Origin of the sequence: Mesorhizobium sp. LSJC280B00 (assembly GCF_000502835.1) — a bacterium.
In the GTDB taxonomy this organism is placed as follows: domain Bacteria; phylum Pseudomonadota; class Alphaproteobacteria; order Rhizobiales; family Rhizobiaceae; genus Mesorhizobium.
This window is the reverse complement of the sequence record NZ_AYVL01000022.1, coordinates 39018-64486: the sequence shown is the minus strand read 5'-3', so window position 1 is coordinate 64486 and position 25469 is coordinate 39018. Positions and strand designations below refer to the sequence as shown.

Sequence of the window (25469 nt, the reverse complement as noted above, 5' to 3'; positions counted from 1 at the left end):
ATTAAATTGTTGGCCATGATCAAATCGCCCAGCGCCAGCGGCCTTCCTCATGAGGCGCCCAAGACCGCCGCGGATATGACGCGGACGGCACTCGTGCGCGCGGCGCTGAAGCTGTTCGGACGCCAGGGTTTCGACGGCACGTCAACGCGCCAGATCGCGGCCGAGGCCAAGGCCAATATCGGCTCGATCGCCTATCATTTCGGCGGCAAGGAAGGGCTCCGCAACGCGGCGGCCGACTACATCGTCGACACCATCCAGACCGTTGCCGGCCAGGCGATCGGCAATCTGCAAGCGCCGGCCGCGGCATTGGCGGACGCCGAGGCCGCGCGGGCACATTTGGCCGTCGCACTGGAGCGGATGGTCGCCTTCATCGCGGCAAGGCCGGAAGCCGGCGAGATTGTACAGTTCGTCCTGCGTGAGCTGTCTCATCCAACCGCCGCGCTCGACCGTATCTATGATGGCGTGTTCGAACCGGCGCATCACCGACTCTGCCTGATCTGGGAACAGGCGACGGGCGAGCCGGCCGAGAGCGAGCGCACTAAACTCACCGTATTCACGCTGATCGGCCAGGTCGTCTATTTCCGCATCGGCCGCGAGGCAGTTATGCGCCGGATGGGCTGGCGCGAGATCGGCGACGACGAGGCCGGCAAGATCGCGGCAACAATAACCGACAATCTCAGCGCGATTTTAGCTCGGCGCGATTTGGCTGTCCGGAAGGATCGTGGATCATGAGCCTGCTCTGTTCTTTGCCGCTTGCCGCCCAGCTTTTCAGCGCCTGCGCGCCGGCAGCACCGCTCGCCGTCGGCTACGTCGAGGGCGATTATGTGCTGCTCGCGCCGATCGAGGTGGCGCAGGTCGAGACGATTGCGGTCAAGCGAGGCGACCGCGTCGCGCCCGGCACGCCGGTGGTGACGCTGGAAAACGCCGACGCCAAGATCGCCATCGCACAAGCCGAGGCAGCGCTTGCGCAAGCCCAGGCGCAACTCGCCGATCTGCAGGTCGGCAAGCGGCCGGAAGAGATCGCGGTGCTCAAGGCGCAGGTCGACATGGCCAAAGCACAAGCCGCCGACTCCAAACGCAGATACACCCGCGCCAGCGATCTGTTCAAACGCGGCACCGGCACACAGGCCGACTACGACACGGCTTCCGCGGCTCTCGAGACGGCCAACGCGCAGGTCGGCCAGGCGGAGGCCAATCTCGCGGTCGGCGGCCTGCCGGCACGGCCGGAGACTATCAAGGCCGCCGACAATCAAGTCAGGCAGGCGCAATCGGCGCTGGAGCAAGCGCAATGGCGGCTGTCGAAGCGTGTGCTGACCGCGCCCTCGCCCGGCCGGGTCAACGATGTCATCCGCTATCCAGGCGACACGGCCGGTCCGACCGCGCCGGTCATCTCCATGCTGCCGGACGGCGCGGTGAAGCTCAGCGTCTATGTGCCGGAAAGCGCGTTCTCCTCGGTCGACGTCGGCACGCTGCTCAACGTCCATTGCGACGGCTGCGGGTCGGGCGTGAAGGCACGCGTCAGCTATGTGTCGCCCGATCCGGAATTCACGCCGCCGGTGATCTACTCGCTCGAGACCCGGCAAAAGCTGGTCTATCTGGTCGAAGCGCGGCCGGAGGGCGACGCCAGCGCCTTGCAGCCCGGGCAGATCGTCGACGTCGATCTGGCGGACATCGGAAAATGAACGTCATCGACGTGCACGGCCTGGTCAAACGCTTTGGCGACAAGACCGTCGTCGATCATGTGACTATGGCTGTGGCCGAGGGCGAGATCGTCGGCTTCCTCGGGCCGAACGGCTCGGGCAAGACGACGACCATCCGCATCATGTGCGGCTTGCTGACGCCGGATGAGGGCGAAGGCACGGTTCTGGGCTTCGACATCCGCACCGACAGCCTGCGGATCAAACGCGAAGTCGGCTACATGACGCAGAGATTCTCGTTCTACGAAGATCTGACGATCGGCGAGAATCTCGAATTCGTGGCTCGGCTGTACCGGCTGAAGCCGCTCGACGAGCACGTGGCTAAGACGCTTGAGGAGCTCGGCCTGACATCGCGCAGGAACCAGTTGGCCGGTACCCTGTCCGGCGGCTGGAAGCAGCGGCTGGCGCTGGCCGCCTGCATCATGCACAAGCCGAAACTGCTGCTGCTCGATGAACCGACGGCGGGCGTCGACCCGAAAGCGCGACGCGAATTCTGGGACGAGATCCACCGGCTGGCGAGCGGCGGCCTGACCGTGCTGGTCTCCACCCATTACATGGATGAGGCCGAGCGCTGCCATCGCATCAGCTACATCTCCTACGGCAAGATGCTGGCCACCGGCACGGTCGAGGACGTGGTGAGGAATGCCGGGCTGACCACCTTCGTCCTGCAAGGGCCGCGGCTCGATCAGGTCGCTGCCGCACTTCATGGCCGCCCCGGCGTCGACCAGGTGGCGCCGTTCGGCGCGACGCTGCATGTCGTCGGCTCCGACAGGACGGCACTTCAGGCAGCGCTCGCCGATGTCGAGAAAGAGCACGAGGGCGTTACGGTGACGCCCGGCGAGACCAGCCTGGAGGATGTGTTCATCCAGTTCATGTCCGGTTCGAAGGACAACATGGGATGAAAAATGGGATAAACAGCATCTTTTCGTTCGCCAGGCTAGGCGCGCTGCTGATCAAGGAGTTCATCCAGATGCGGCGCGACCGCATCACCTTCGCCATGATGCTCGGCGTGCCGTTGATGCAGCTGGTGCTGTTCGGCTATGCCATCAACAACGATCCGAAGAGCCTGCCGGCAGCGCTGGTGGCGATGAGCAGCGATCCTTACACACGAGCCATGGTTTCGGCGCTGCAGACCACCGGCTATTACCGCTTCGACCACGTCGCGCAAAGTGCCGCCGAAGCCGAATTCCTGATGGCGCGCGGCGACGTCGCCTTCGTCGTCACCATTCCCGCCGATTTTGCCCGGCGGGTCGAGCGCGGCGACAGCCCGCAGATTCTGATCGAGGCGGATGCGACCGATCCGGCCGTCGCCAGCGGCGCCATCTCGACGCTCGGCACCGTCGCCAACCAGGCGCTGCTCAGGGCACGCGGCATGCAGGAAACGGCGGCCGAGGCTGCCCGGGGCCAGCTCCAGGTGGTGGTGCACCGGCGCTACAATCCGGAAGCCGTCTCGCAATACAACATCGTGCCCGGCCTGCTCGGCGTCATCCTGCAGATGACGATGGTGATGATGACCTCGATCGCGCTGACGCGCGAGACCGAGCGCGGCACGATGGAGAACCTTCTGGCGATGCCGTCAAGCCCGCTCGAGATCATGCTGGGCAAGGTGCTGCCCTATCTGGCGGTCGGCGCCGTGCAGGTGCTGGTGGTGCTGGCAGCCTCGAAGCTTCTGTTTGCCATCCCCTTCACCGGATCGATGTCGCTGCTGTTGACGGCGGTCCTTATCTTCGTCTTGGCGCTGGTGCTGCTCGGCTACACGATCTCGACGATCGCCCGCACGCAAATGCAGGCCCTGCAGCTCACTTTCTTCTTCTTCTTGCCGTCGATCATGCTGTCCGGCTTCATGTTCCCCTATCGCGGCATGCCGGACTGGGCGCAGGTCTTTGGCGAGGTGCTGCCGCTGACGCACTTCCTGCGCATCATCCGCGCGGTGATGCTGAAGGGCGCCGAACTGCCGGCGGTGGCAACGGAAATCGGCTGGCTGGTGGTGTTCGTGGCGCTGTTCGCCGGTATTGCGCTGGTGCGGTTCCGCCGGACGCTGGATTAGGGTCGAACTCGATCCGCTTGTGCAAATGATCGAGATTCACACGGACTTGGCCTGGCCCGGGACCGGTGTCAATTCAGGCGCATTGAGCCCTTCGAAGGGATCGCGCCAGGCGTCGATTTCTTCGAGTTGAAGATACCAGCGACTGACAGAGGGATAGTCATCGAGCGGCAATCGGGCGAGATCGTTGAAGGGCAGAAACGTCGCCATTCGAAAGTCGGCATAGGAAACCGAAGCGCCGACCAGCCATTCTCGCTGGGAAAGCTCGGCATCAAGTATGGCAGCGGCCGTCCGGAAGTCGCTAAGGCCCTCCTCAACCCGCGCCTGATCTATCGGGCCGAGCCCATAGCGCTGTTTGGTCCCGCGTTCGAAATGCACGACATCGCAGGCTCTTGCGAAGTTCTCTTTCCCCCAACTCAGCCATCGGATCATCTCGGGCTCGTCGTCGCCAGCGCGCCAGAAATCCGAATGCATATCGTGCGAAAGCCGACAGGCTATGGCGTCGGCCTCCCAGAGGCTTTTTCCCGAACCTATAAGGATGGGCAATGAAAGATTTGGATTGAGCGGCCGAAATCGCTCGGCCTGGCCCGGAGCGAAGGGAGAGGCGAATTCAAACTCGACCTTGGCGTTGAGATACCGTGCCACCGCGACCGCGAGGCGAGGATTGGGATTGCGGCTGAAGAACAGTTTCATTGATCTCAGTCTTTGAAGGGTACCGGTTCGACCGGGTGCAACGGACGCTTGAGCACCTCGAATCGGCACATGAGCTGGAACTGGTTGCTATCCTAGCCGGCAGCAATGATCTCGGCATAGGTGCTGAGATCGACATTGCCGCCGGAGAGCACCACGGCAATGGATTTCCCGGCAAGGTCGATCTCGCCTGACGACAGCGCGGACAAGCCGACGCAACCGCCAGGTTCGACGACCAGCTTCAAGCAAGCCATCGCATCGCGCATCGCCTGTGCCACCGCCTTGTCGGAAACGGCGATGGCGCCGGCGAGATTCTTTCGGTTAATCTCGAAAGTGATGGCGCCCGGCTCGGCGACGAGAAGGGCATCGCAGATCGAGGTGTGGCCGGGCGCGTTCGACACCCTGGCGCCTTTGATCAGCGAGCGGCGTGTGTCGTCGAAATGCTCGGGTTCCACGGCCCAGACGGCGGTGCCCGGCGAGGCGTCCTTGACCGCGATCGAAATGCCGCTGCTCAAGCCGCCGCCGCCGCAGGGAACCACTACCGCATCGAGGCTGACGCCAAGCGCTCTTGCTTGGCGCATCAATTCGAGGCCGACCGTGCCCTGGCCGGCGATGATGGCCGGATCGTCGTAAGGCGGCACCAGGACCATGCCCTTTTCCACGTAAGAACGGACGACGGCAGTGCGATCGTCGCGGACCCGGTCGAAGGTGATCACTTCGGCGCCCATCTTCCTGACATTGCCGACCTTCATCGCCGGCGCGTCGGCAGGCATGGCGATTACGGCCTTGACGCCGAACATCGCCGCCGCGGCGGCAACGCCTTGCGCGTGATTACCCGACGAGAAGGCGACGACGCCGCGGGCGCGTTCTTCCGCCGAGAGCGAGGAGAGCTTGTTGTATGCACCGCGGAACTTGAACGAGCCGGTGCGCTGCAACGTCTCCGGCTTGAACAGGATCCTGGCGCCGAAGCGATTGTTCAACTCCGGCGATTCGATCAGCGGCGTTTCGACGATCCGTCCGGACAATCGCGCTGCTGCGCTGTGAATATCGGCGATGCCGGGAGGGGTGGTCATGGCTAGGTCCTACAAGAGATGAGACCGCCTATGCTGCACGGAAAGGGAGGCGGCGCACCAATGAAAAAATGTGACCGTTACAATTCGTCCTTGGAGGCAGGAGAGTGGGGCGTGACTGTCCCCACCGCCTCCTCGGCCCTCTGCCATGCGTTCGCCGCTTCAGTCGACAAATCGTTGTCGATTGACCGGCATAGCCTGCCGCTCCTCACCCCAACAGCGTCTTTTGCCGTTTGGGGCCGCCCATCTTGCGCCAGGTGTTGAAGCGGTGGGTGGCGGCGGCGAAGGAGATCTTCATCTGCTGGGCAACCGAATAGCGCGACTTGCCCTCGTCGAACAGGCGATAGCAGCACTCGACGCCCTCCTCGGTCAACTTGCCGTCGGGAGCCTTGTTGTGCGGATTGGCGGGATCAAATTTTTCGACCTGCTGCTCGACCAGGCCTTTCAGGCGCTGCAGATCCGCCTCAATATTAGCGATAAGGTCGAGAACCGGTTTGGGATCAAACAGCTGCTGTTTTTCCGGCATCTGCGGCGTTCCTTTCTCTTAGTTGAGATTCGGTTATATAAGTGAACGTTTGCCGATAGCAACGGCGATGTGTTCGGGATTTTGAAGCCTGTACCTTTTGAGCATGAGTGGAGCGCACACGATTGACCGGCGACGTGCGAGGTCATAGTTTAGAACTATTCTAAACTAGGGTGAATTTCTCATGCTTTCCCGCGTTTTCGGCTTCGGCCGCCGTCCCTTTGAATCGCTCTCGGAACAGGAGATCCTGGCGCTCGCCATCTCCTCCGAGGAGGATGACGGGCGCATCTATCGCGCCTATGCCGACGGGCTGGCGGAGAGCTTTCCGCAATCGGCCAAGGTGTTCGAGGAGATGGCGGAGGAGGAGGACGGCCATCGCGATTCGCTGATCGAGCTTTACCGCAAGCGTTTCGGCGAGCGCATACCGCTGATCCGGCGCGAACATGTGAAGGGCTATTACGAACGCAAGCCGGACTGGCTGGTGAGGCCGCTCGGCATCGATCATGTGCGCAGCCAAGCCGAGGCCATGGAGCGGCAGGCCTACCTGTTCTATATCGAGGCGGCCAAACGCACAGGCGATGCGTCGACGCGAAAGCTGCTCGACGACCTGGCGATCGCAGAACAGGGCCACGAGACACTGGCGCAGCGGCTGGAGCAAAAGCATGTGCCGGGCGCGGTCAAGGACGAAGAAACGGCAGCCGAGCAGCGCCAGTTCATCCTGACCTATGTCCAACCGGGGCTGGCCGGGCTGATGGATGGCTCGGTGTCGACGCTGGCGCCGATCTTTGCCGCCGCCTTTGCCACGCATGATACGTTCCAGACCTTTCTGGTCGGGCTTGCCGCCNTTGCCGCCTCGATCGGCGCTGGCATCTCGATGGGTTTCACCGAGGTGGCTTCCGACGACGGCAAATTATCGGGCCGCGGCTCGCCGGCAAAACGCGGGCTGACCGTCGGCGTCATGACGACGCTGGGCGGGCTCGGCCATGCGCTGCCCTATCTAATCCCGCTTTTTTGGACGGCGACCATTGTCGCCGCCGTGGTGGTTTTCTTCGAGCTGTGGGCGATCGCCTTCGTGCAGAACCGCTACATGCAGACGCCATTCTGGCGCGCCGCCTTCCAGGTGGTGCTGGGTGGCGCGCTGGTGTTTGCGGCAGGGGTGCTGATCGGGAATGCCTAACAGTCCTTAACCATTTACCGCCTGGCTGTCCTGAGGCGCCTCGGCGCGTTCGGTCAGGCCGTAATCGCGCACGACATGGGCGATGCGCAAACGATAGTCCGCAAAGATACCGCCGCGCCCGGCCTTCTGCGCCTGCCGATGTTCCTGCGTGTTGCGCCAGGTCTTCACCGCGTCCTCGTCGCGCCAGAAGGACAGCGACAGGATGCGGTTCGGATCGGCAAGGCTCTGGAAGCGCTCGATCGACAGGAAACCGTCGATGCCGTCGAGCAGTGGGCGCAGGTCGGCGGCGATGCCGAGATAGGCATCGCGCTTGCCCGCCGCCGGCTCGACCTCGAAGATGACGGCGATCATGGCTTCACCAAAGGAGCATGCGGCCCGGAGGCCAGCTTGAGGAAGATGCGGTCCTCCTTCAGAATGAATTTTTCCCGTCGGGCGAACTCGTAGTTCGCCTTGCCGGCGGGATCGGCGGCGAGCCGGGCGCGGTAGGCTTCGTAGGCCGCAAGACTGTCGATGTTGTAGGCGGCATAAGCCGTGGTGGCCGAGCCTTCGTGCGGCGCGAAATAGCCGATCAGATCGGCGCCGCAGCGCGGGATCGCCTGCCCCCAATTGCGTGCATATTCCTCGAATGCCGCCTTGCCGAACGGATCGATCTCGTAGCGGATGAAGCAGGTGATGGTCATTTTCGCCTCCTTGGCGGTGGATGTTTTCTTGCGGTCACAGTTCGAGGCGGATCGAAACGTTCCGAAGATCGATATGCTAGGCAAATCCCTCGCTGATCATGCCTGCCAGAACGATTTCGCGCATTCGCGGCGGACGTCTTCAGGTGTCAGGCCAAGGTCACGCAGCAGATGATCGTCGATCTCGGCGAGGTCGAGACGCTGCAAATGACGGTCGTACCACCGCTTCAGGAGCCGCAGCCGCAAGCGGCGCAAGACAATGAACGGGAACGGCCGGCGAGCAGGCGCGGCGCTGAGAATGGTCCTTGCAGGCATCGTTGTCTCCTTGATTTGCATCGAGACTAATGCTTTATCTGACGAGGATGCTTCGATGAGGAACGAACTATGCGCGAAGGACCCGACATAGCCCGCATTGCCAGCCTGGTGGGCGATCCGGCGCGGGCAAACATGCTGTCCGCACTGATGGGCGGCACGGCACTGACGGCGAGCGAACTGGCACTCGAAGCCGGGGTGTCGCTTCCGACAGCGAGCTCGCATCTGTCGAAGCTGATGGAAGGCGGGCTGCTGACGCTGGCGAGCCAGGGGCGGCACCGCTATTACGGCCTCGCAGGCCCGCAGGTGGCGGGAATGATCGAAGCCATCACCGGCGTTGCCGCTGCGGTCGGACCGCAGAGGGTGCGACCCGGCCCTCGCGACGCGGCCATGCGCGTGGCGCGGGTCTGCTACGATCACCTCGCCGGCGAGCGGGCGGTGGCGATGCTGGACCGTCTTGTGGCTCGACAAGTGCTCCTGCGCGACGACAAGGTGATCCAGCTTGGGCCGTCCGCCGCCTCGCATTTCGCCGCGATCGGCATCGACATCCATACCAAAGCGCGGCGACCGGTGTGCCGCGCCTGCCTCGACTGGAGCGTGCGGCGTTCGCACCTCGCCGGCACGCTGGGCGCCGCCATTCTCGACAAGATCCTCGCCGAGAAATGGGCGCGGCGCGAGAAGGACAGCCGTGCCGTGATCTTTTCACCGGTAGGCAAGCAGGCCTTCGAGACGACGTTTCTCGCCTGACGGCTCGCTTCAATGCGCGTTCGGCGTTTCACGGGAACGCCGAACCACTCTATCTTTTTGTTTTGATGCAATTCCGGACGGAAAACCGTTTCACACTTTCCTGGAATTGCTCTAGCCGCGCTTGAGCGGCTTTGCCTGCTTGAAAAAATCCGCCCAGGGATCGGCTTGCCCGAGCCGCTTCAGCGTCGTCTTGTCGCCGATCGGAAAGGCGTTCGGCGGCAATCCGGCCTCGATCTCCGCCCAGGTCACCGGCATCGATACCGTGGCTCCCTTTTTGGCGCGCGACGAATAGGGCGCAACCGTGGTGGCGCCGCGGCCGTTGCGCAGATAATCGACGAAAATCTTGCCGGTGCGCGCCCTCTTCGACAGCGTCGCCGTGTAGCGGTCGGGCGCGGCCTGTTCGAGCGCTCGGGCGAACTCATGGGCGAAGCCTTTGACCTCGTCCCAATCCGCCGACGGCTTCAGCGGCACGACGACATGATAGCCCTTGCCGCCCGAGGTCTTGACGAAATTCGGCAGGGACAGTTCGTCGAGCCGGCCGCGGATATCGAGCGCCGCGGCACGCACCGCCTTCACGTCGACGCCCTCGTCCGGATCGAGATCGAAGATGATCTGGTCGGGTTTTTCCAGCTCGTTGGTGGTCGAGCCCCAGATGTGGATCTCGACGACGCCCAGTTGCACCAGCGCCGCGACGCCGTCGAAATCGCGGATGAACAGGATTTCCTCGCCGTCCGTCGGATCCTTCATCACGGCTATTTTTTCACTCATGCCCGCTGAGGCATGCTTCTGGAAAAAGCGTGGGCCGCCGACGCCGTCCGGCGCCCGCACCAAGCTGAGCGGCCGATTGACGATGAACTGCTTCATGCGCGGCCAGACCAGTGCATAATGATCGACCAGATCCTGCTTCGATACCTTCTCCTGCGGCCACAGAAGCTTGTCCGGGCGAGACAGCGTAACCGACGTTTTCGCCGTCCCGGCGGGTTTGGCGGGCTTTGCCTTGGGCTGCTCTGCCGGCGCTGAGTGTGCTTTCGGTTTCTCCTGCACGACTTCCTCCGCCGGCTTGTCCTCGCGCAGTCCCTGGAACGACGCGTGGCGTATTATACGGTCCGACGTCCAACTGCGAAACTCCACCTCGCCGACAAGTTCGGGCTTGACCCAGACCAGCCCCTTGCCCCTTGGCACCGCCCTGTCGAAGGGCGAGGACGTCGTCTTTAGCGCATCAAGCCTCTTCTTCAGCTCGTTGGTGCTTTTGGCCGTGAAGCCGGTGCCGACGCGGCCGGCATAGCGCAGCTTGCCGCCCTCGTGATAGCCGACCAGCAACGAGCGCAGGCCGCGCCCGGTCTTGTCCGACGGCATATAGCCGCCGATGACGAACTCCTGGCGCGCCGTGCATTTCGACTTCACCCACGAGGGAACACGACCGCTGCGGTAGGGCGCATCGGCGCGCTTGGAGACGACGCCTTCGAGCCCCAGCCGGCAAGCGTGCTCCAGCATGATCTTGCCGGGCTCGGCAAAGTGGTCGCTGAAGCGCACGGCCTGATCCTCGACCTGTCCGGCGAGCAAGGTGCGCAGCCTTTCCTTGCGCTCGACCAGCGGCTCGGAACGGATATCCTCACCGTTGAGACGCAACAGGTCGAAGACATAGTAGATGAAACGATCCGTACGGCCCGCCGACAGATCCTGCTGCAGCAGCGAGAATGACGAGACGCCGTTATCCGCCAGCACGACGATTTCGCCGTCGACGATAGCATCGGTGCATTTCAGGCCGCCAAGTGCCGCGACAATTGCGCCACCGAATTTGTCGGTCCAGTCGAGGCCGGCGCGTGTCAAAAGCCGCACCTCGGTGCCGGCAAGCTGCGCCTGCATGCGATAGCCGTCGAACTTCACCTCATGCAGCCAGTCCTTGCCGGGCGGCGCGTCCCGCTCCAGCGTTGCGAGCGCCGGTTCGATGAATTCCAGCCGCCTTGCCGCGACGGCCTTCGCTTTGCTGGCGGCCGGCCTGTCGGACTGCCAGACGCTTGGCTTCTTGCCGTCGGCGGTCTTGCCTTCGCCGACCTCCTCGATGGTCAGGCCGGATTTCACCGATTGCGGCGCCTCCTGCAAAATGTCCTCGCCCGGACGCGCGGCGGCATCGTCGGATTTGATCAGCAACCAGTTGTCACGCTTTTCGCCCGGACGCGGCTTCAGCCGCACCAGATGCCAGGCGCCATGCAATTTGTGGCCATGCAGTTCGAAACTGATATGGCCTTTCTTCATCGCCCTTGCCGGGTCGCCATCGGGGACCCAAGTTCCCTCATCCCAGACAATGACCGAGCCGCCGCCATATTGGTCCTTCGGGATAGTGCCTTCAAACGGCGCATAGTCGATCGGGTGGTCCTCGACATGCACGGCGAGCCGCTTTTCGTGCGGGTCGAGGCTCGGGCCTCGCGTCACCGCCCAGCTCCACAGCACGCCACCATGCTCGAGACGAAGGTCGTAGTGGAGCCTGGTGGCGGCATGCTTGTGGATGACGAAGATGCCACCCGGCACGGCTTTCTTGCCGCGCGAAACCTTGCCGGCTGGTTCGGCCGTCTTCTTGAAATTGCGCTTGGCGTGATACTGCTCGAGGCTGGCCATGGGCGGATCCTAAGCAGATTTGCGCCGGGCGGCTTTGGACTTGGCGCCTTTTGCCGGGCGTCCGGTCTTTGCCGGCGCACCGGCTTCCGACGAAAGGCTCTTCTTCAGCGCATCGAAGAGGTTGACGACGTTGGAGGGCCGTGGTTCCGCCTTGGTCTTCGGTGCCTTCTTGCCGGCCTTCTTGGCGCGGACCAGCTCGATCAGGGCGTTTTCGTATTTGTCCTCGAATTCGGAAGGATCGAACTTCGCCTGTTTGTCATCGACGATGTGTTCGGCCAGCCTGATCATCTCGACGTCGGTCTTCACCGGCTTGATGTCGCCGAACACCATCTCGGGCCTGCGAACCGTATCGCCATAGCGCAGGGTCGTCAGCAGCAGACCCTTGCCCAACGGCTCAATGACCACCGGACGTTCGCGGCGATAGAGCACAATGCGGGCTAGCCCCGCCGTCTTCTTGGCGGCCATGGCGTCGCGGATGACGGCGAAGGCCTCTTCCGAGACCTCGTCCGCAGGCGTCACATAATAGGGCGCATCGAGATAGATCTGCTGGATCGAGGATTTTTCGATGAAACCATCGAGGCTCATCGTATGCGAGGATTCGATCTGCACGGCTTCGATCTCCTCCTCCTCGATTTGGACGAAGTCGCCGTCGCCGATCTCGTAGCCCTTGATCTCGTCGCCTTCATCGAGCGGCTTGCCGCTTGCCGAATCGACATAGACGCGCTTGACGGTATTGCCGGTCTTGCGGTTGAGCACGCGGAACGAGACTTTCTCGGCCTGGGTGACGACATTGGTCAGTTCGACGGCGCAAGTGACCAGCGAAAGCTTGAGATACCCTCTCCAGGCCGGGCGCGGCGCCATGACAAACTCCCTGCGCGACAATGTTCAACCGAGAACGGGCAAAGTCCGTTCCGGTTCCGGCGGCGCAAAAGGCAAGTCCGGGCTTTCAACCCAGCCTTGCCTTGTTCTCGCTCACTGCCCTACTCGGCGGCTTGCAGGTTGACCTTGCCTTCCGCTATTTCGGTAAGCTTGCGGTCGGTTGCCTGCTCCTCCTTGAGGTTGTTGGCCAACACATTGGCGCAGTCGCTGCGGCCCAGTTGCTTGGCCCAAGCAATCAGGGTGCCGTAACGGGTCATCTCATAATGCTCGACCGCCTGGGCGGAGGCGATCAGCGCAGCGTCGAGAACCTCCTTGTCGGCGATGTCGCCGCTGACGTCGTCGGCTTCTTCGAGAATGCCATCGATGGCCGGGCAGTCGACCTGCTTGGCCTTCACGCCGTGCAGTTCGAACACCTGCTCGACACGCTGGATATGACCCTTGGTCTGAGCGAGATGTTTCTCAAAGCCGGCTTTCAGCTGCGCATCACTCGCCTTGTCGATCATCTTCGGCAGCGATTTCTCGATCTGTTTTTCAGCGTAATAGATGTCACGCAGCGTGTGCACGAAGAGGTCGTCGAGGGTTTTGATATCCTTCGAAAAGAAACCCATGGCCTTTGCCTTTCCATTGCTCTTGCAGTTTCGGATTTTTTGGCTGCGGCCCACCCGAGCACCGCAGCCTGCGGAGCCGGTTCGTCCCGGCACTGGGAAATCAACGTGCGGCTGACGGGCCGGTTCCTGGTTTTCCGGCCGCGTGCACGGAAATTTCGCGGTCCGGCAAAACCTGAAACAAAACCGCGCCTCTGCGACATTCAGGCGAAACATATGTGATGCAAAAGTCACACTGGACGAAATGCCGACGGACTGCATGGAAACACCGCGAATCAGCCGCATTCCAGCCATGAACAAAGGCATTTTCGACCAGAGATTAACATCGCGTTCACCGACTATTCACGCCTGGACGCTATGATCCCCGCAATTCGGAAGGGACATCCGAAACGGGACAGGGACCGAGTAAAATGAGCTTCTGGAATCAAATCGCCGGCTATGCCGCCGCCATCCGCGAATTCGTCGCGCCGACCTATCGGCCTGAGCGCTACTATATGCGCGGCCCAGGCCCCGCCTGCGCGCGCCGTGGCAACACGCTTGGGATCAGCGTGCGGTGATGATGAGCATGGAGAGCCGTCACGACAGCCGTATCTGCCGGCCCGACGCCGACAATCGGTCAACGACCTATCGCGCCGAGCGCCCTGCGCTGACCGACAGACGGCGTGCGACAACGCCAAGCCTCTAGCATTCCGGGCTTTGATCCAGCCGCCGGCAGGCCTAGTGTCGCCTGACACCAGCTGCCGGGCGTCACGTGATCGTCAAGCCGAACCATTCTCCTGAGCCGCCAGAATTCGAATCAAGTCGCCCGTTGATCGTGTTCGACGGTATTTGCGTGTTGTGCTCGGGCTTTGTGCGCATGGTGGTGAAGCTCGACCGCAAGGGCCGCTTCCATTTCGTAACGGCGCAGTCGCCCTTCGGCGAGATGCTGTTCAAGAAATACGGGCTGCGGACGGATCGCTACGAGACCAATCTCGTCATCGTCGATGGCGCGGCTTTCACCCGCCTGGACAGTTTCGTTGCCGTCATGGCCGAACTCGGCTGGCCGTGGCGGGCGGCGCGGATCCTGCTGCTGTTGCCGCGCCCGCTTCGCGACTGGCTCTACGACCGCATCGCAAAGAACCGCTACGCCCTGTTCGGCAAGAAGGACAATTGCGAAATCCCTTCCGCCGAGGTGAGGGCAAGATTGATCGGCTAGGTTCGTTGCCTTGGCCGGGAGCGGGAGGGGCATTTTGGGGGAACTGCGGATGAAGGTTCTTGTCGTCGGCGGCTATGGCACCTTTGGCGGTCGCACCGTCGAGCTTTTGGAGGGCGAGCCGCATCTGATCCTCTTTGTCGCCGGGCGCTCGCTCGCCAAGGCTGACGCGTATTGCAAGAAGAGCGCCCCGACAGCAGCCCAGCTGGTGCCGGCACTGTTCGACCGTGACGGCGATCTCGCCGCGCAACTCGCTGCATTTGAGCCTGATATTGTAGTCGACGCGAGCGGTCCGTTCCAGGCCTATGGCGAGGGACGCTATCGCCTGATCGAGGCCTGCATCGCCCGGCGCATCAACTATCTCGATCTAGCCGACGGCTCGGATTTCGTCGCCGGTGTCTCTGCGTTCGACGAGGCGGCGCGAAACGCCGGCGTCTTCGTGCTGTCCGGCGTCTCGAGCTTTCCGGTGCTGACGGCGGCGGTGGTGCGTCGCCTGTCTTCGGACCTGACGCGGGTCGACGGCATTCGCGGCGGCATCGCGCCTTCGCCCTTTGCCGGCGTCGGCGGGAACGTCATCCGGGCTATCGCCGGTTATGCCGGTCGGCCGGTGCGGCTTGTTCGCAATGGCCGTCCCGAACAAGGCCGTCCGTTTACCGAGCAGCTGCGCTACACTATCGCGCCGCCGGGCCGGCTGCCGCTTCGAAACGCGCTGTTTTCTCTGGTCGACGTTCCGGACCTGCGCGCCTTGGCCGCGCTTTGGCCGGAGGCGAGGACCATCTGGATGGGAGCCGGGCCGGTACCCGAGGTGCTGCACCGCGCCCTGATCGGCCTCGCCTGGCTGGTGCGAGCCGGATTGATCGGTTCGCTTTCGCCACTGGCGCCGCTGATGCATCAGGCAACGAACCGGCTGCGCTGGGGCGAGCATCGCGGCGGCATGTTCGTCGAGGTGGAGGGATCGGATCGGGCGGGCGCCATCGTCAAGCGCTCGTGGTATCTCTTGGCCGAGGGCAATGACGGGCCGCTGATCCCGTCGATGGCGGTCGAAGCACTGGCCCGCAAAGCGCTGGCCGGACATCAGCCCGCGCCGGGCGCACGGGCGGGGGTGCGCGATTTGGAGCTCCGGGATTATGAAGCCCTGTTCGCCGGGCGGACAATCTACACCGGCTTCAGGAACGGGGCGGCGGACGAGGACAAGCCGCTTTATGCCGAGCTGCTCGGTGCCGCCTGACAAGGCCTTCCCGAGGCAATTCGGTCAATGCATGACCGTACGATCACGGCCGCAGGCCGCGCGCGCGTCGAACGCGGGCGCAATGTTCTTGGCCGGCTAATGGCCTGGACGGTCGTCTTCCCCGGGGCAAGCGAGGACATCCCGGTTCATGTCCGCTTCGACACCGACAAGGACGGCGAGACCTGGACCCGGACATTCGGCAAGCACAGTTTTTCGAGCCTACAGTCCGCAGGCCGGGGTCGATCGCAGCGCTTGCTGTGCGAACGCTTCGGCCCGCTGACCTTCGCGATGGCGCTGGTTGCCGAAGACGGCCGGCTGGCGCTGGTCTTGCGCCGCTGGAGTTTTTTTGGCCTGCCGCTTCCGATGTGGCTCGGTCCACGCTCGACTTCCTACGAAACGGTGAAGGATGGCCGCTTCCGCTTCCATGTCGAGATCTCGCATCCGCTTGCCGGCATGATCGCCCGCTATCGCGGCTGGCTGGAGCCTTCCAGCCCGCACGGCTCCAGCGAGACCGCCTCGCCTGCCAGCTTGCCCAGCTCACGGCAGTCCTGAGCCGTGCACAGCGTCCAGCCTCCGCCGGTCGCACCGGACGCCGCGAGCACCAGGCGCAGCTGTGGCCCGATTTTGGGCGCATAGACCCACCAGCCGTCGCGCAGCGCCGAGCCTTGCGGCGGCTCCATCCCGGCGCCCGATCCCTTGATGCGGGCCTCGACCAGCTGCAGGCCGGACGGCAGCACCTTCCAGTCTTCCTGCCACTGGGTCTTCTCCACCGAATGCACCCAGGAGAGCGTGAAGGCAGCGACCGCGAGCGTCACCGTCTTGCCGGCCGCGACGATGCAGAGGCTCATGCTGAATTAGCCAGCGAAGCCTGCCGCGCGCGCCAGCAGTGCCAGCCGATCCAGGCAAGGGACAGCGCCCAGCCCGCCTCGTCGGTGAGCGGCAGCGCCGCAACCAGCAGCACGCCGGCGGCGAAGGCGACGAGGCGTTCCCACCACGCCATGCGCCGGGCGAGAAATCCGACGGCCGCGACGCCCCACAGGACGATACCCATGCAGGCTTTGATGACGATATAGGCGACCTCGACGGGATAGCCGAACTGGGCGGCGATCGGGCCGGGGTCCTGCAGCATCAGCGCCGGGGTATAGACCGCCATGAACGGCACAACGAAGCCGGCAATGGCAAGCTTGGTGGCCTGGATGCCGATCTTGAGGCCGCTTTCCTTGGCCATGGGCGCGGCGGCGAAGGCGGCCAGCGCCACAGGCGGGGTGAGATCGGCCATGATGCCGAAATAGAAGACGAACATATGGCTGACCACCAACGGCACGCCGAGCGACAGCAGCGCTGGCCCGGCCAGCGACGAAGTGATGATGTAGTTGGGAATTGTCGGTATGCCCATGCCGAGCACCAAGCAGGTGAGCATGGTCAAAAGCAGCGACAGGAACAGATTGTTCTCGCCGATCGAGATGATCCAGCCGATGAAGGTCGAGGCGATGCCGGTAAGCGTCAACGTGCCGATGACGATGCCGACAATGGCGCAGGCAATGCCGACCGGCAGCGCGTTCTTCGCTCCTTCGGCAAGGGAATCCACGCATATGCGCAGCGTCTCGCGCCCGCCCTTGAAGGTGAGGCAGGCGGCGACCAGCACGGCGATGACCAGGCTGAGGATGTTGACGCCGAATTTCATGAAGGAAGCCGCGGCAAGCCCGAGCGCCAGCCAGAAGACGATGCGGAAGGCGAGCGGCCCGATCGATGCTGCCAGCGGCGTGCCGAGGATAAGCACAATGGTCAACGCCAGGCCCATGGTGCCGGCGAAGACCGGCGTATAGCCGGCAAACAGCAGGTAGATCAGCGCTGCCAGCGGCAGCACCAGCGGCCAGTGTTGTTTCACCGCATCCCACGGATTGGGCAGGTCGGCCTTGGCCATGCCGTGCAGGCCGGCCTTGCCAGCTTCCAGGTGCACCTGCCAGAAACAGGCGCCGAAATAGAGCAGCGCCGGAATGATCGCCGCCTTGACCACCGCGGCATAGGGGATGTTCAGGGTCTCGGCCATGATAAAGGCAACCGCTCCCATCACCGGCGGCATGATCTGGCCGCCCATCGACGAGGTCGCCTCGACGGCGCCAGCGAAAGCCGAGCGGAAACCGAAGCGTTTCATCAGCGGGATGGTGAACTGGCCGCTGGCCACCACATTGGCGACGCCGGAGCCGGAAATGGTGCCCATCAGCGCCGAGGACAGCACGCAGACTTGCGCCGGGCCGCCGCGCCATGAGCCGACCAGGCCAAGCGCAAAATCGTTGAACAGCGCGATCATGCCGGCGCGCTCAAGAAAGGCGGCGAAAACGACGAAGATGAAGATGTAGGCGGCCGAGACATAGATCGGCGTGCCGTAGATGCCTTCGGTGCCATAGGCGAAGGTGTCGACGAGCTGGGCGAAATCATAACCGCGATGGATGAACGGCGGCGGCAGATGATTGCCGGCAAATGCGTAGGCGAGAAAGATGAAGGCAATGACGGCGAGCGGCAGCCCCATTAACCGCCGCGCCGCCTCGAAGACCAGCACGACCAGCACCGCGCCGACGATCAGGTCAGGCGTGGTGAGAAAGCCGGAGCGGCGGATGAGGTCGGCATAGAACACCCAATTGTACAGACCGGTGGCGAAACCAAGCAGGCCGAGCGTCCAGAACACTGCTTTCGCCGGGACGCTTTTGGCGCGCAGATTGGCGATTAGGGCAAAGCCGAGCAGCAGCAGGAAGCCGACATGCATGGCGCGTATGACCTGGCTCGGCAGGCTGCCATAGGCGGCGATGTAGATTTGGAAGATGGAGAAGGCGATGGCGATAAAAAAAGCCGCCTTGCCGGCGATGCCTTCGCCGAAGCCAGGCGGCAATCCTTCGACAGGAGCTTCCGCTGTGGGGGAAAGAACGGTCGGGGTTACGGTCATTAGCGGGGTTCCTGGCGGGGCGGTCCCCTCCTCGAGGGGAGGGTGCCGAGCGAAGCGAGGCGGGTGGGGTCGGTGCGGCAGTGCGCGGCCTCAACCGACCCTACCCGTCCATTCGCCTTCGGCAGCCGTTCACCTTCTCCTAAAAGGGGAGGGATGGCTCCTTACTTCACCAATCCCTTTTCCTTGTAATACCTCTCGGCGCCCGGATGCAGCGGCACCGGCATGCCGTCGAGTGCCTTGGCCGGGTCGATCGCCTTGGCGGCTGCGTGGGCAGCGGTGAGCTGGTCGAGATGCTCGAACAGCAGTTTCGTCATCTGGTAGGCGGTCTCGTCGGAGACATCGGCGCTGGTGATCAGGAAATTGCCGACGGCGGCGGTCGCAACATCCTCGGTCTGGCCCTCGTAGGTGCCCTTGGGGATGACCACGGAAAGATAGGGCGAGCCGATCTTGGCGACGTCCTCCGCCGGCACGGCAACGATGTTGACCGGCACCGAGGTGGCGAGGTCACGGATCGACGCGACCCCAAGGCCAGCCGATTGCAGCGTGGCGTCAAGTTGGCGGTTCTTGATCAGCTCCACCGATTCGGCGAAGGGCAGATATTCGATCCGCCCGAGGTCTTCGTATTTCAGCCCGGCTGCAGCGAATATCGTGCGGGCGTTGAGCTCGGTGCCCGAGGCCGGCGCGCCGACCGACAGGCTCTTGCCCTTGAGGTCGGCAAGCGTCTTGATGCCGGATTCCTTGCTGGCGACGATCTGGATGTAGTTGGGATAGATGGCGGCAATGCCGCGCAGCTTGTCGAGCTTGCCTGGGAAGCCGGCTTCGGTATTGCCTTCAGCGGCCAGCTTTACGGAATCGCCCAGCGCGAAAGCAATCTCGCCCTTGCCCTGTTGCAAGAGATTGAGATTTTCGACCGACGCCTTCGTCGCCTGTACCTGGGTGCGCGCGCCTTCGATGCCCTTGCCATAGATTTCCGACAGCGCGACGCCGAGCGGATAGTAGACGCCCGACGTGCCGCCGGTCAGCACGTTGATGAATTCCTGCGCCTTGACCGATACCGCGCCAAGGCCAAGCGACAGCGCCAGCACACCGGCCGCAATAAATTTCGTCCTGAAATTGAGCATGCGATTTCCTCCCTGAAAATTCGCCGCCGTGCCGTCCTCTGCGGCGCGAAGCGAGGCAAGTTTAGACGGCGGGCGGGAAATGCCAACCCGCAATAGCAGTGATTAGACGAACGGCTAAGCAATGCCGCAACACATCGGCGCTTGCGCGATGTCGCATCGCGGCCGAAGATTTTTCCAGCGCTTGTCGAAATCGGGCAGGGCTGCGCGACATACGTCCGGCTCGCAACGATGCGGCCTTCAAACCACGGGAGAAGACCATGCGATATATGCTTTTGATCTACGGAAACGAGGCCGGGATGGCTGCCGCGCCGGCAGACGCGGTGACACAGATGTCGAGCGCCTATGTCGCCTACACCGAAGCGCTGAAGAAATCGGGCGCCTGGCTTGGCGGTGACCGGTTGAAGCCGACGCAATCCGCTACTTCGGTACGGATGGCCAATGGCAAGACCAACGTGCTCGACGGCCCCTATGCCGACACCAAGGAGCAGCTTGCCGGCTTCTATATGATCGAAGCGGAGGACGTCGACGCCGCCATTGCCTGGGCGGCGCGCTGCCCGGGCGCCAGCACCGGCACGGTCGAGGTGCGACCGATCTGGGAAATGACGGAGTACTTATCTGAGAAATGACCATGTGATAGACGGTCGCCCGGAGATGGCGCGGGCGGCGGCGGAAGCGGCCGCCCGGCAAAGCTACGGCAAACTGGTCGCCTATCTCGCCGCGCGCACGCGCGACGTGGCCGGTGCCGAGGACGCCTTGGCCGATGCCTTTGCAGCGGCGCTCGAGCGTTGGCCACAGGCGGGCGTGCCCGACAAGCCGGAAGCCTGGCTGCTGGCGGTGGCGCGCAGGCGCCGCGTCGACGCAATCCGGCGGCGCCTGACCAGCGAGGCGGGCCGCGACCACCTCAGGCTGATCGCCGAGGAGATGGAGGCACGCATGGCCGACGAAGACCTGCCGGACGAGCGGCTCAGGCTGATGTTTGCCTGCGCCCATCCGGCTATCGAGGCCGGCGTACGAGCGCCGCTGATCCTGCAGACCGTCCTTGGCTTCGACGCAGCGACCATCGCCTCGGCTTTTCTTGTCTCGCCAGCCACGATGAGCCAGCGCCTGGTGCGCGCCAAGACCCGCATCCGCGAGACCGGCATTCCGTTCCGCGTCCCGGAGAGGGCCGAACTCGGCGAGCGGCTGGGCACCGTTCTGGAAGCGATCTACGCGGCGTTTGCCGAAGGCTGGTCCGACCCGGCCGGCACGGAAACGCTGCGCCGTAATCTCGCGACCGAAGGCATCTGGCTCGGCCGTCTGCTGGCCACGTTAATGCCAGACGAACCGGAAGCGCTCGGCCTGCTGGCGCTGATGCTGTTCGCCGAGGCGCGGCGTGCAGCGCGGCGCAACGCGGCGGGCGATTATGTACCGCTGGCCGAGCAGGATCTTGTACTGTGGGACGATACAATGATCGATGAAGCGGAGACGCTGCTCAGGCACGCCGCGGCCAAGAGCGTTGTCGGCCGCTACCAACTCGAGGCCGCCGTGCAGTCCGCCCATACGACACGACGGCTGACCGGTTGTACCGACTGGGTCGCGATCAAGGAGCTCTATGACGCGCTGTCGGTGATTGCCGGCTCGCCGGTGGTTTCGATCAACCGCGCGGTGGCCATTGCCGAGGCCGAAGGCGCTTCGGCAGGATTGAGTGCACTTGATGAGCTTGGCGACGACAAGCGGCTGTATGACTATCAACCTTACTGGGCCGCCCGCGCGGGCCTGCTGGCCAGGCTCGGCAAAGTTCCGCAAGCGAGCGAGGCCTATGACCGGGCTATCGGCCTCGAACGCGATCCGGCCGTGCGCCGGTTCCTGCAGGAACGACGGGCATGGCTCGGCCACGCGGAAAGACACTGAGACAAGGCGGAGTGCTTAGGCCGGCCACATGTCGTGGGAAGCATTCAGCCTCTTTATCACTCGATGTTCCCGCAAATTGGCCCACAGGCGTCCGATATTCGGCCAAGCGGTTGGAACCTTCGCGACCTCCGGATGCCAGGCCACCAACATGACGAGATAGATGTCGGCCAGCGAGAGTTGGTCGCCGGCCAGCCAGTCATGGCCTGCGAGGGCGGCATCGAGAATGGCGAAGCTGCGATCCATTTCCGAGACCGCCGCCCGTTTGACAGCGTCCACGCCGCGGGGATCGGTCGTGTAGCGATGAGCGTAGAAGAACCGCAGGTCAGCCGAATAGATGACGGAGGACATGAAAAACATCCAGCGCAGGAAGTCGGCACGGTCAGCCGAACTTGCTGCGGGCGCCAGTCCTGCTTCCGGGTGGCGCTCGGCCAGCAGGATGCAGATCGCCGCCGATTCGGTCATCGAGCGTCCGTCCGGCAAGATCAGGACCGGCACCTGGTTCAAGGGGCTGATATCTAAAAAGGCCTGGTCGGGTCGGCCCTTCGGAACGTCGATCTGGTCGAAAGGCACGCCCGCCAAAGCGAGCGCCGCCTCGATGACAAAGCCGCCGGTATTGGCACGCGTATAGAGCTTGTACATGAAGTCCTCCACCTGCCGGGCAGCGACGATTTGATACGGAAGGGACCCGCCGCTCAAGCGAACGACGCCCGCCACAGGTGGTTTTTCAGCGGTCCACGCCGACGCGTGATACAGAGTATTTGATGTCGGAGGGCATCGCGAAGGATCGCTACTGACCGGTCAAAAACGCTCGTGTCTAAGCGCCCAATCCCTCGAACAGGATCGTCGAGAGATAGCGCTCGGCGAAAGAGGGGATGACGACGACGAGGTTCTTGCCCTTGTTCTCGGCCCGCGAGCCGACGACGATCGCCGCTTGCAGGGCGGCACCCGACGAGATGCCGACCGGCACACCTTCGAGCCGAGCGACGAGCCGTGCATTGGCAACCGAATCCTCGTTCGAGACCTTGACGATTTCGTCATAGATCGTCGTGTCGAGGATTTTTGGCGCGAAGCCGGCGCCAATGCCCTGGATCTTGTGCGGGCCTGGCTGGCCGCCCGACAGCACCGGCGAGGCTTCCGGTTCGACGGCGACGACATGCACCGAGGGCTTACGCTTCTTCAGCACCTGGCCGACGCCGGTGATGGTGCCGCCGGTCCCGATGCCGGCAACGAAGATATCGACTTCGCCATGGGTGTCGTTCCAGATTTCCTCGGCCGTGGTGCGGCGATGGATTTCCGGATTGGCCGGGTTTTCGAATTGCTGCGGAATGACAGCGTCGGGCAGCGTTGCCGCCAGCTCGTCCGCCTTGGCGATGGCGCCCTTCATGCCTTTCGGCCCTTCGGTCAGCACCAGTTCGGCACCGAGCAGAGCCAGCATCTTGCGGCGTTCGACCGACATGGTTTCCGGCATGGTCAGGATCAGCTTGTAGCCCTTGGCAGCGGCGGCAAAGGCGAGCGCGATGCCGGTATTGCCCGAGGTCGGCTCGATCAGGGTGGTCTTGCCGGGCGTAATCCTGCCCGAAGCCTCCAATGCCTCGATCATCGACACGCCGATGCGGTCCTTGACCGAGGCGATCGGGTTGAAGAATTCGAGCTTGGCCAGCAGATTGGCGACGACGCCCTTCTCCCTGGCGAATTTATCAAGCCGCACCAGCGGCGTGTCGCCGATCGTCTCGGTGATCGAATTGTAGATGCGGCCGCGGCCGGGCACGTGTGCGGGGGTGGCGGGCTTGTTCATTGATTTCCTCCCAGAGGTCAAGCGGCAAGAGTCGGGCGGGGCCTAGGATAGAGCCATCCGCCGCGCAAGATAGGCTGTCGATCGAAAAATATCCGAGTGAAGTTCGTGCTGAGTACCCCCGCCCTTGCAAGGCGTGGCAATCCTTGGGCGGATTGGCGAAAGAGATTTATTGGCGGGCAGCAATTGCCGCCGCCGCACCGACCATGAAGCCGGCGGCGGTGCGGTTGAGTGCCCTCAGCGCCCGCGGCGACTTCAGGAACCAGCGCGCCTTGGCCGCCAGCGCCAGATAGGGCACCAGCACGACGAGCAGGACGACGATGGTGAGCGCGACAAGAATGCCGTAATCGGCCAGCGTGATCGTCTTCAGATCGACGATGGTCGGGGTGATGGCAAGATAGAAGATCATCGTCTTCGGATTGCCGAGCGTGACGGCGAGGCCGGCTATAAAGCTGGATGTCAAGCCGCCCTTGCCTTTCTTGGCCTCCACCGTCTCGGGCGTGATGCCGCTCGTCCAGAAATGCCAGCCAAGAAAGGCGAGGTAGGCGACGCCCAGCCATTTGATGGCCAGGAAGACCATGCCGAAAGTCTGTGCGACGAAAGCCAGGCCGAGCACCACGGCAGTCAAATAGGTCAGGTCGCCGAGCATCAGCCCGAACGACATGGCCAGCGACGAGCGGAAGCCGGAACCCAGCGCACGCGCGACAAGCGCGGTGACGCCTGGGCCGGGGATGGCTGCGGCGATGCCGAGGGCGGCGCTATAGGCGAGGAACCCGGTGAGTGTCATGATTGGCGCTTGTCGCACAATGTTGAAGTTGGGTGAATTCCCTCGGGCCGAATTCGATTGCGCCAGCGCAGCAGGCGACACCGCCGTTCAGGAGCGGCCGTCTTCGTAGGTAATGCGCCAGATGGTGCCGTTGCCGTCCTCGGTGACGATCAGCGAGCCGTCCTTGGCCATCGCGACACCGACCGGTCGGCCCCAGACGGCGTCGTTCGAGATGACGAAGCCGGTCATGAAGTCCTCATATTCGCCTGTCGGCTTGCCATCCCTGAATTTGAGCCTCACCACCTTGTAGCCGGTCCTGGCGCCACGGTTCCACGAACCATGCATGGCGACGAAGGCGTCACCCTGATAATCCGCCGGGAAGTTCTTGCCGTCGTAGAAGGCTATATTCATCGGCGCCGAATGCGCCTGCATCAATACATCGGGGACAGTGGCCTTGCCGGCGAGGTCTGGCCGCTCGCCCTGATGGCGCGGATCCTCGTTATTGCCGATGTAGTACCAAGGCCAACCATAGAATCCGCCGTCCTTGACCGCTGTTGCAAATTCGAACGGCACATTGTCGCCGAGTTCGTCGCGCTCATTGACGACGCACCACAATGCGCCGGTGGCGGGCTGCACGGTCATGCCCGTACAGTTGCGCAGGCCGGTGGCGACAGTTCGGGGATTTTTCCCATCCGGGTCAAAGGCGAGCACATCGGCACGGCCGTCCTCGGAGCCCCAGGCCGCCCCGAGCGGCTTTGATTTGGCCCAGGCGTCGAGGCCGCTATCCGGCTCCTTACCTATATCCTCGGCGACGTTCGAGGCGGAGCCAACCGACAAATAAAGCGTTTTGCCGTCCTGCGAGAAGGCGATGTCGCGGGTCGTGTGACCACCCGACGGGATTTGGGCGACAATGGTTTCTGGTTTGCCGGATGTCTTCAGGTCGCCATCGCGATAGGGGAAGCGGACGATGCTGTCGCTGTTCGCGACATAAACCCATTGCGGTTTGTCTCCTGGCGGATAGAAGGCGATGCCGTAGGGATAATTGAGCCCCTTGGCGAAGATCGCTTTCTCGATGGGCTTGGCGCTGCCCTCGGCGAGACGATAGACGCGTATTTGGTCGGCATGGCTGTTGGCAACAAACAGGTCGCCATTCGGAGCGACGCGCACGACACGTGGATTGACGATGCCGGATGCGATCATTTCAGCCGAAAAGCCCGACGGCAATTCTGGCTTGGCGCGTTCGGGCCGTTCCGCCACGCCGGCGCCGTTCGAAGCGGATTGGGCGGGGTCGGCTGCCGGCATGTCTCGCGGCCCAATCAGGCGTCGGACGCCAGGCCTGTCGGCGTGCCAATCGCCAAACGCGGCTTCGCCTTTGAGCACATTCTGGTCCGCCTGCTGGGCGGCTGCCGGTGTCGCAACAAGGAGGGCAGCGGCAACGGCCGCAAAGCCGCCAGATCGGATCATCAACGTCCTCCGGGATTCGCCTCGAACAGGGCAAACGG

28 protein-coding genes are annotated in these 25469 nt (G+C 63.4%); 12 read left to right on the top strand and 16 right to left on the bottom strand.

Annotated features, from left to right (window positions below; genetic code table 11):
• Positions 1-15: 15 nt before the first annotated feature.
• Genes X773_RS65140 through X773_RS65125 form a run of 4 tightly spaced genes read left to right on the top strand, consistent with a single transcriptional unit; the run spans position 16 to position 3744 of the window.
• Entirely contained in the window at positions 16-732 is a 717-nt protein-coding gene (locus tag X773_RS65140) for a DUF1956 domain-containing protein (protein WP_023679009.1), read from the top strand.
• On the top strand, positions 729-1682 hold the full coding sequence (locus X773_RS65135) for an HlyD family efflux transporter periplasmic adaptor subunit (RefSeq protein WP_023679008.1): 954 nt from the start codon (positions 729-731) through the stop codon (positions 1680-1682). Before X773_RS65140 ends, X773_RS65135 begins: the two co-directional genes overlap by 4 nt.
• A complete protein-coding gene (locus X773_RS65130) occupies positions 1679-2599 on the top strand; it encodes an ABC transporter ATP-binding protein (protein WP_023679007.1) in 921 nt (306 codons plus the stop codon). Before X773_RS65135 ends, X773_RS65130 begins: the two co-directional genes overlap by 4 nt.
• Before the next feature lie 8 nt (positions 2600-2607).
• A complete protein-coding gene (locus X773_RS65125; RefSeq protein ID WP_023679006.1) occupies positions 2608-3744 on the top strand; it encodes an ABC transporter permease in 1137 nt (378 codons plus the stop codon).
• A 36-nt stretch (positions 3745-3780) separates the two neighbouring features.
• Here the strand turns inward: X773_RS65125 and X773_RS65120 are convergent, their stop codons facing one another.
• The 3 genes from X773_RS65120 to X773_RS65110 all read right to left on the bottom strand — a co-directional run bounded on the left by X773_RS65120 (position 3781) and on the right by X773_RS65110 (position 6027).
• The gene (locus X773_RS65120) at positions 3781-4434 is read right to left on the bottom strand and encodes a glutathione S-transferase family protein (protein ID WP_023679005.1); all 654 of its coding nucleotides are present in this window, start codon (positions 4432-4434) and stop codon (positions 3781-3783) included.
• A gap of 92 nt (positions 4435-4526) precedes the next feature.
• Positions 4527-5504 (bottom strand): threonine/serine dehydratase, encoded by a 978-nt coding sequence (locus X773_RS65115; RefSeq protein ID WP_023679004.1) that lies wholly within the window; start codon positions 5502-5504, stop codon positions 4527-4529.
• A gap of 205 nt (positions 5505-5709) precedes the next feature.
• A complete protein-coding gene (locus X773_RS65110) occupies positions 5710-6027 on the bottom strand; it encodes a hypothetical protein (protein WP_023679003.1) in 318 nt (105 codons plus the stop codon).
• Positions 6028-6208: 181 nt separating this feature from the next.
• Between X773_RS65110 and mbfA the strand changes: the two genes are divergently transcribed.
• Positions 6209-7201: an iron exporter MbfA gene (gene mbfA, locus X773_RS65105; protein ID WP_023679002.1), complete on the top strand. Its 993-nt coding sequence runs from the start codon at positions 6209-6211 to the stop codon at positions 7199-7201.
• A 6-nt stretch (positions 7202-7207) separates the two neighbouring features.
• Here the strand turns inward: mbfA and X773_RS65100 are convergent, their stop codons facing one another.
• The 3 genes from X773_RS65100 to X773_RS65090 all read right to left on the bottom strand — a co-directional run bounded on the left by X773_RS65100 (position 7208) and on the right by X773_RS65090 (position 8193).
• Positions 7208-7552: an antibiotic biosynthesis monooxygenase gene (locus X773_RS65100; protein ID WP_023679001.1), complete on the bottom strand. Its 345-nt coding sequence runs from the start codon at positions 7550-7552 to the stop codon at positions 7208-7210.
• On the bottom strand, positions 7549-7881 hold the full coding sequence (locus X773_RS65095; protein ID WP_023679000.1) for an NIPSNAP family protein: 333 nt from the start codon (positions 7879-7881) through the stop codon (positions 7549-7551). The genes X773_RS65100 and X773_RS65095 overlap by 4 nt, the downstream gene beginning before the upstream one ends.
• Positions 7882-7977: 96 nt before the next feature.
• A complete protein-coding gene (locus X773_RS65090; protein WP_023678999.1) occupies positions 7978-8193 on the bottom strand; it encodes a DUF1127 domain-containing protein in 216 nt (71 codons plus the stop codon).
• A gap of 69 nt (positions 8194-8262) precedes the next feature.
• Here X773_RS65090 and X773_RS65085 point away from each other — a divergent pair, with 69 nt between their 5' ends.
• Positions 8263-8937, top strand: a complete 675-nt coding sequence (locus X773_RS65085) for a winged helix-turn-helix domain-containing protein (RefSeq protein ID WP_023678998.1) — start codon at positions 8263-8265, stop codon at positions 8935-8937.
• 111 nt (positions 8938-9048) lie between these two features.
• Here the strand turns inward: X773_RS65085 and ligD are convergent, their stop codons facing one another.
• From ligD to X773_RS65070, 3 genes are all read right to left on the bottom strand, one after another.
• Complete coding sequence (gene ligD, locus X773_RS65080; RefSeq protein ID WP_023678997.1) at positions 9049-11553, bottom strand: DNA ligase D; 2505 nt, start codon at positions 11551-11553, stop codon at positions 9049-9051.
• Positions 11554-11562: 9 nt separating this feature from the next.
• On the bottom strand, positions 11563-12414 hold the full coding sequence (locus X773_RS65075; protein ID WP_023678996.1) for a Ku protein: 852 nt from the start codon (positions 12412-12414) through the stop codon (positions 11563-11565).
• Positions 12415-12533: 119 nt separating this feature from the next.
• Positions 12534-13040 carry a ferritin-like domain-containing protein gene (locus X773_RS65070; RefSeq protein ID WP_023678995.1) on the bottom strand — a complete coding sequence of 169 codons (507 nt, stop codon included), beginning with the start codon at positions 13038-13040 and terminating at the stop codon, positions 12534-12536.
• Positions 13041-13447: 407 nt separating this feature from the next.
• Here X773_RS65070 and X773_RS74985 point away from each other — a divergent pair, with 407 nt between their 5' ends.
• The 4 genes from X773_RS74985 (at position 13448) to X773_RS74980 (ending at position 16009) form a co-directional block, all read left to right on the top strand.
• The gene (locus tag X773_RS74985; RefSeq protein ID WP_023678994.1) at positions 13448-13594 is read left to right on the top strand and encodes a hypothetical protein; all 147 of its coding nucleotides are present in this window, start codon (positions 13448-13450) and stop codon (positions 13592-13594) included.
• 257 nt (positions 13595-13851) lie between these two features.
• The gene (locus tag X773_RS65065; protein ID WP_245274773.1) at positions 13852-14232 is read left to right on the top strand and encodes a DCC1-like thiol-disulfide oxidoreductase family protein; all 381 of its coding nucleotides are present in this window, start codon (positions 13852-13854) and stop codon (positions 14230-14232) included.
• A gap of 49 nt (positions 14233-14281) precedes the next feature.
• Positions 14282-15457 carry a saccharopine dehydrogenase NADP-binding domain-containing protein gene (locus X773_RS65060; protein ID WP_084641498.1) on the top strand — a complete coding sequence of 392 codons (1176 nt, stop codon included), beginning with the start codon at positions 14282-14284 and terminating at the stop codon, positions 15455-15457.
• A gap of 27 nt (positions 15458-15484) precedes the next feature.
• Positions 15485-16009, top strand: coding sequence for a DUF4166 domain-containing protein (locus X773_RS74980; RefSeq protein WP_084641495.1), 525 nt, complete (start codon positions 15485-15487; stop codon positions 16007-16009).
• Here the strand turns inward: X773_RS74980 and X773_RS65055 are convergent.
• From X773_RS65055 to X773_RS65045, 3 genes are all read right to left on the bottom strand, one after another.
• Entirely contained in the window at positions 15922-16305 is a 384-nt protein-coding gene (locus tag X773_RS65055; RefSeq protein WP_023678992.1) for a DUF1850 domain-containing protein, read from the bottom strand. The two genes, X773_RS74980 and X773_RS65055, sit on opposite strands and share 88 nt — an antisense overlap.
• Positions 16302-18398 (bottom strand): TRAP transporter permease, encoded by a 2097-nt coding sequence (locus X773_RS65050; RefSeq protein ID WP_023678991.1) that lies wholly within the window; start codon positions 18396-18398, stop codon positions 16302-16304. Before X773_RS65050 ends, X773_RS65055 begins: the two co-directional genes overlap by 4 nt.
• Positions 18399-18559: 161 nt before the next feature.
• Entirely contained in the window at positions 18560-19519 is a 960-nt protein-coding gene (locus tag X773_RS65045) for a TAXI family TRAP transporter solute-binding subunit (RefSeq protein ID WP_023678990.1), read from the bottom strand.
• Positions 19520-19776: 257 nt separating this feature from the next.
• Here X773_RS65045 and X773_RS65040 point away from each other — a divergent pair, with 257 nt between their 5' ends.
• On the top strand, positions 19777-20145 hold the full coding sequence (locus X773_RS65040) for a YciI family protein (RefSeq protein ID WP_023678989.1): 369 nt from the start codon (positions 19777-19779) through the stop codon (positions 20143-20145).
• Between the two features lie 7 nt (positions 20146-20152).
• On the top strand, positions 20153-21409 hold the full coding sequence (locus X773_RS65035) for an RNA polymerase sigma factor (protein ID WP_023678988.1): 1257 nt from the start codon (positions 20153-20155) through the stop codon (positions 21407-21409).
• A 15-nt stretch (positions 21410-21424) separates the two neighbouring features.
• On the opposite strand, the gene X773_RS65030 is transcribed toward X773_RS65035, so the two are convergent.
• The 4 genes from X773_RS65030 to X773_RS65015 all read right to left on the bottom strand — a co-directional run bounded on the left by X773_RS65030 (position 21425) and on the right by X773_RS65015 (position 25431).
• Positions 21425-22048, bottom strand: coding sequence for a glutathione S-transferase family protein (locus X773_RS65030; RefSeq protein WP_023678987.1), 624 nt, complete (start codon positions 22046-22048; stop codon positions 21425-21427).
• Between the two features lie 175 nt (positions 22049-22223).
• The gene (gene cysK / locus X773_RS65025) at positions 22224-23204 is read right to left on the bottom strand and encodes a cysteine synthase A (RefSeq protein ID WP_023678986.1); all 981 of its coding nucleotides are present in this window, start codon (positions 23202-23204) and stop codon (positions 22224-22226) included.
• A gap of 166 nt (positions 23205-23370) precedes the next feature.
• Complete coding sequence (locus tag X773_RS65020; RefSeq protein ID WP_023678985.1) at positions 23371-23988, bottom strand: LysE family translocator; 618 nt, start codon at positions 23986-23988, stop codon at positions 23371-23373.
• Between the two features lie 87 nt (positions 23989-24075).
• Positions 24076-25431, bottom strand: a complete 1356-nt coding sequence (locus X773_RS65015) for a sorbosone dehydrogenase family protein (RefSeq protein ID WP_023678984.1) — start codon at positions 25429-25431, stop codon at positions 24076-24078.
• Positions 25432-25469 lie beyond the last annotated feature (38 nt).

Coding starts and splice junctions, on each gene's coding strand:
- X773_RS74985 (WP_023678994.1), top strand. CDS start 13,448: ATGAGCTTCTGGAATCAAATCGCCGGCTATGCCGCCGCCATCCGCGAA.
- X773_RS65095 (WP_023679000.1), bottom strand. CDS start 7,881: ATGACCATCACCTGCTTCATCCGCTACGAGATCGATCCGTTCGGCAAG.
- X773_RS65075 (WP_023678996.1), bottom strand. CDS start 12,414: ATGGCGCCGCGCCCGGCCTGGAGAGGGTATCTCAAGCTTTCGCTGGTC.
- X773_RS65055 (WP_023678992.1), bottom strand. CDS start 16,305: ATGAGCCTCTGCATCGTCGCGGCCGGCAAGACGGTGACGCTCGCGGTC.
- X773_RS65045 (WP_023678990.1), bottom strand. CDS start 19,519: ATGCTCAATTTCAGGACGAAATTTATTGCGGCCGGTGTGCTGGCGCTG.
- X773_RS65115 (WP_023679004.1), bottom strand. CDS start 5,504: ATGACCACCCCTCCCGGCATCGCCGATATTCACAGCGCAGCAGCGCGA.
- X773_RS65030 (WP_023678987.1), bottom strand. CDS start 22,048: ATGTACAAGCTCTATACGCGTGCCAATACCGGCGGCTTTGTCATCGAG.
- X773_RS65120 (WP_023679005.1), bottom strand. CDS start 4,434: ATGAAACTGTTCTTCAGCCGCAATCCCAATCCTCGCCTCGCGGTCGCG.
- X773_RS65085 (WP_023678998.1), top strand. CDS start 8,263: ATGCGCGAAGGACCCGACATAGCCCGCATTGCCAGCCTGGTGGGCGAT.
- X773_RS65135 (WP_023679008.1), top strand. CDS start 729: ATGAGCCTGCTCTGTTCTTTGCCGCTTGCCGCCCAGCTTTTCAGCGCC.
- X773_RS65040 (WP_023678989.1), top strand. CDS start 19,777: ATGCGATATATGCTTTTGATCTACGGAAACGAGGCCGGGATGGCTGCC.
- ligD (WP_023678997.1), bottom strand. CDS start 11,553: ATGGCCAGCCTCGAGCAGTATCACGCCAAGCGCAATTTCAAGAAGACG.
- cysK (WP_023678986.1), bottom strand. CDS start 23,204: ATGAACAAGCCCGCCACCCCCGCACACGTGCCCGGCCGCGGCCGCATC.
- X773_RS65015 (WP_023678984.1), bottom strand. CDS start 25,431: ATGATCCGATCTGGCGGCTTTGCGGCCGTTGCCGCTGCCCTCCTTGTT.
- X773_RS65020 (WP_023678985.1), bottom strand. CDS start 23,988: ATGACACTCACCGGGTTCCTCGCCTATAGCGCCGCCCTCGGCATCGCC.
- X773_RS74980 (WP_084641495.1), top strand. CDS start 15,485: ATGCATGACCGTACGATCACGGCCGCAGGCCGCGCGCGCGTCGAACGC.
- X773_RS65110 (WP_023679003.1), bottom strand. CDS start 6,027: ATGCCGGAAAAACAGCAGCTGTTTGATCCCAAACCGGTTCTCGACCTT.
- X773_RS65090 (WP_023678999.1), bottom strand. CDS start 8,193: ATGCCTGCAAGGACCATTCTCAGCGCCGCGCCTGCTCGCCGGCCGTTC.
- X773_RS65140 (WP_023679009.1), top strand. CDS start 16: ATGATCAAATCGCCCAGCGCCAGCGGCCTTCCTCATGAGGCGCCCAAG.
- X773_RS65070 (WP_023678995.1), bottom strand. CDS start 13,040: ATGGGTTTCTTTTCGAAGGATATCAAAACCCTCGACGACCTCTTCGTG.
- X773_RS65130 (WP_023679007.1), top strand. CDS start 1,679: ATGAACGTCATCGACGTGCACGGCCTGGTCAAACGCTTTGGCGACAAG.
- X773_RS65060 (WP_084641498.1), top strand. CDS start 14,282: ATGAAGGTTCTTGTCGTCGGCGGCTATGGCACCTTTGGCGGTCGCACC.
- X773_RS65100 (WP_023679001.1), bottom strand. CDS start 7,552: ATGATCGCCGTCATCTTCGAGGTCGAGCCGGCGGCGGGCAAGCGCGAT.
- X773_RS65050 (WP_023678991.1), bottom strand. CDS start 18,398: ATGACCGTAACCCCGACCGTTCTTTCCCCCACAGCGGAAGCTCCTGTC.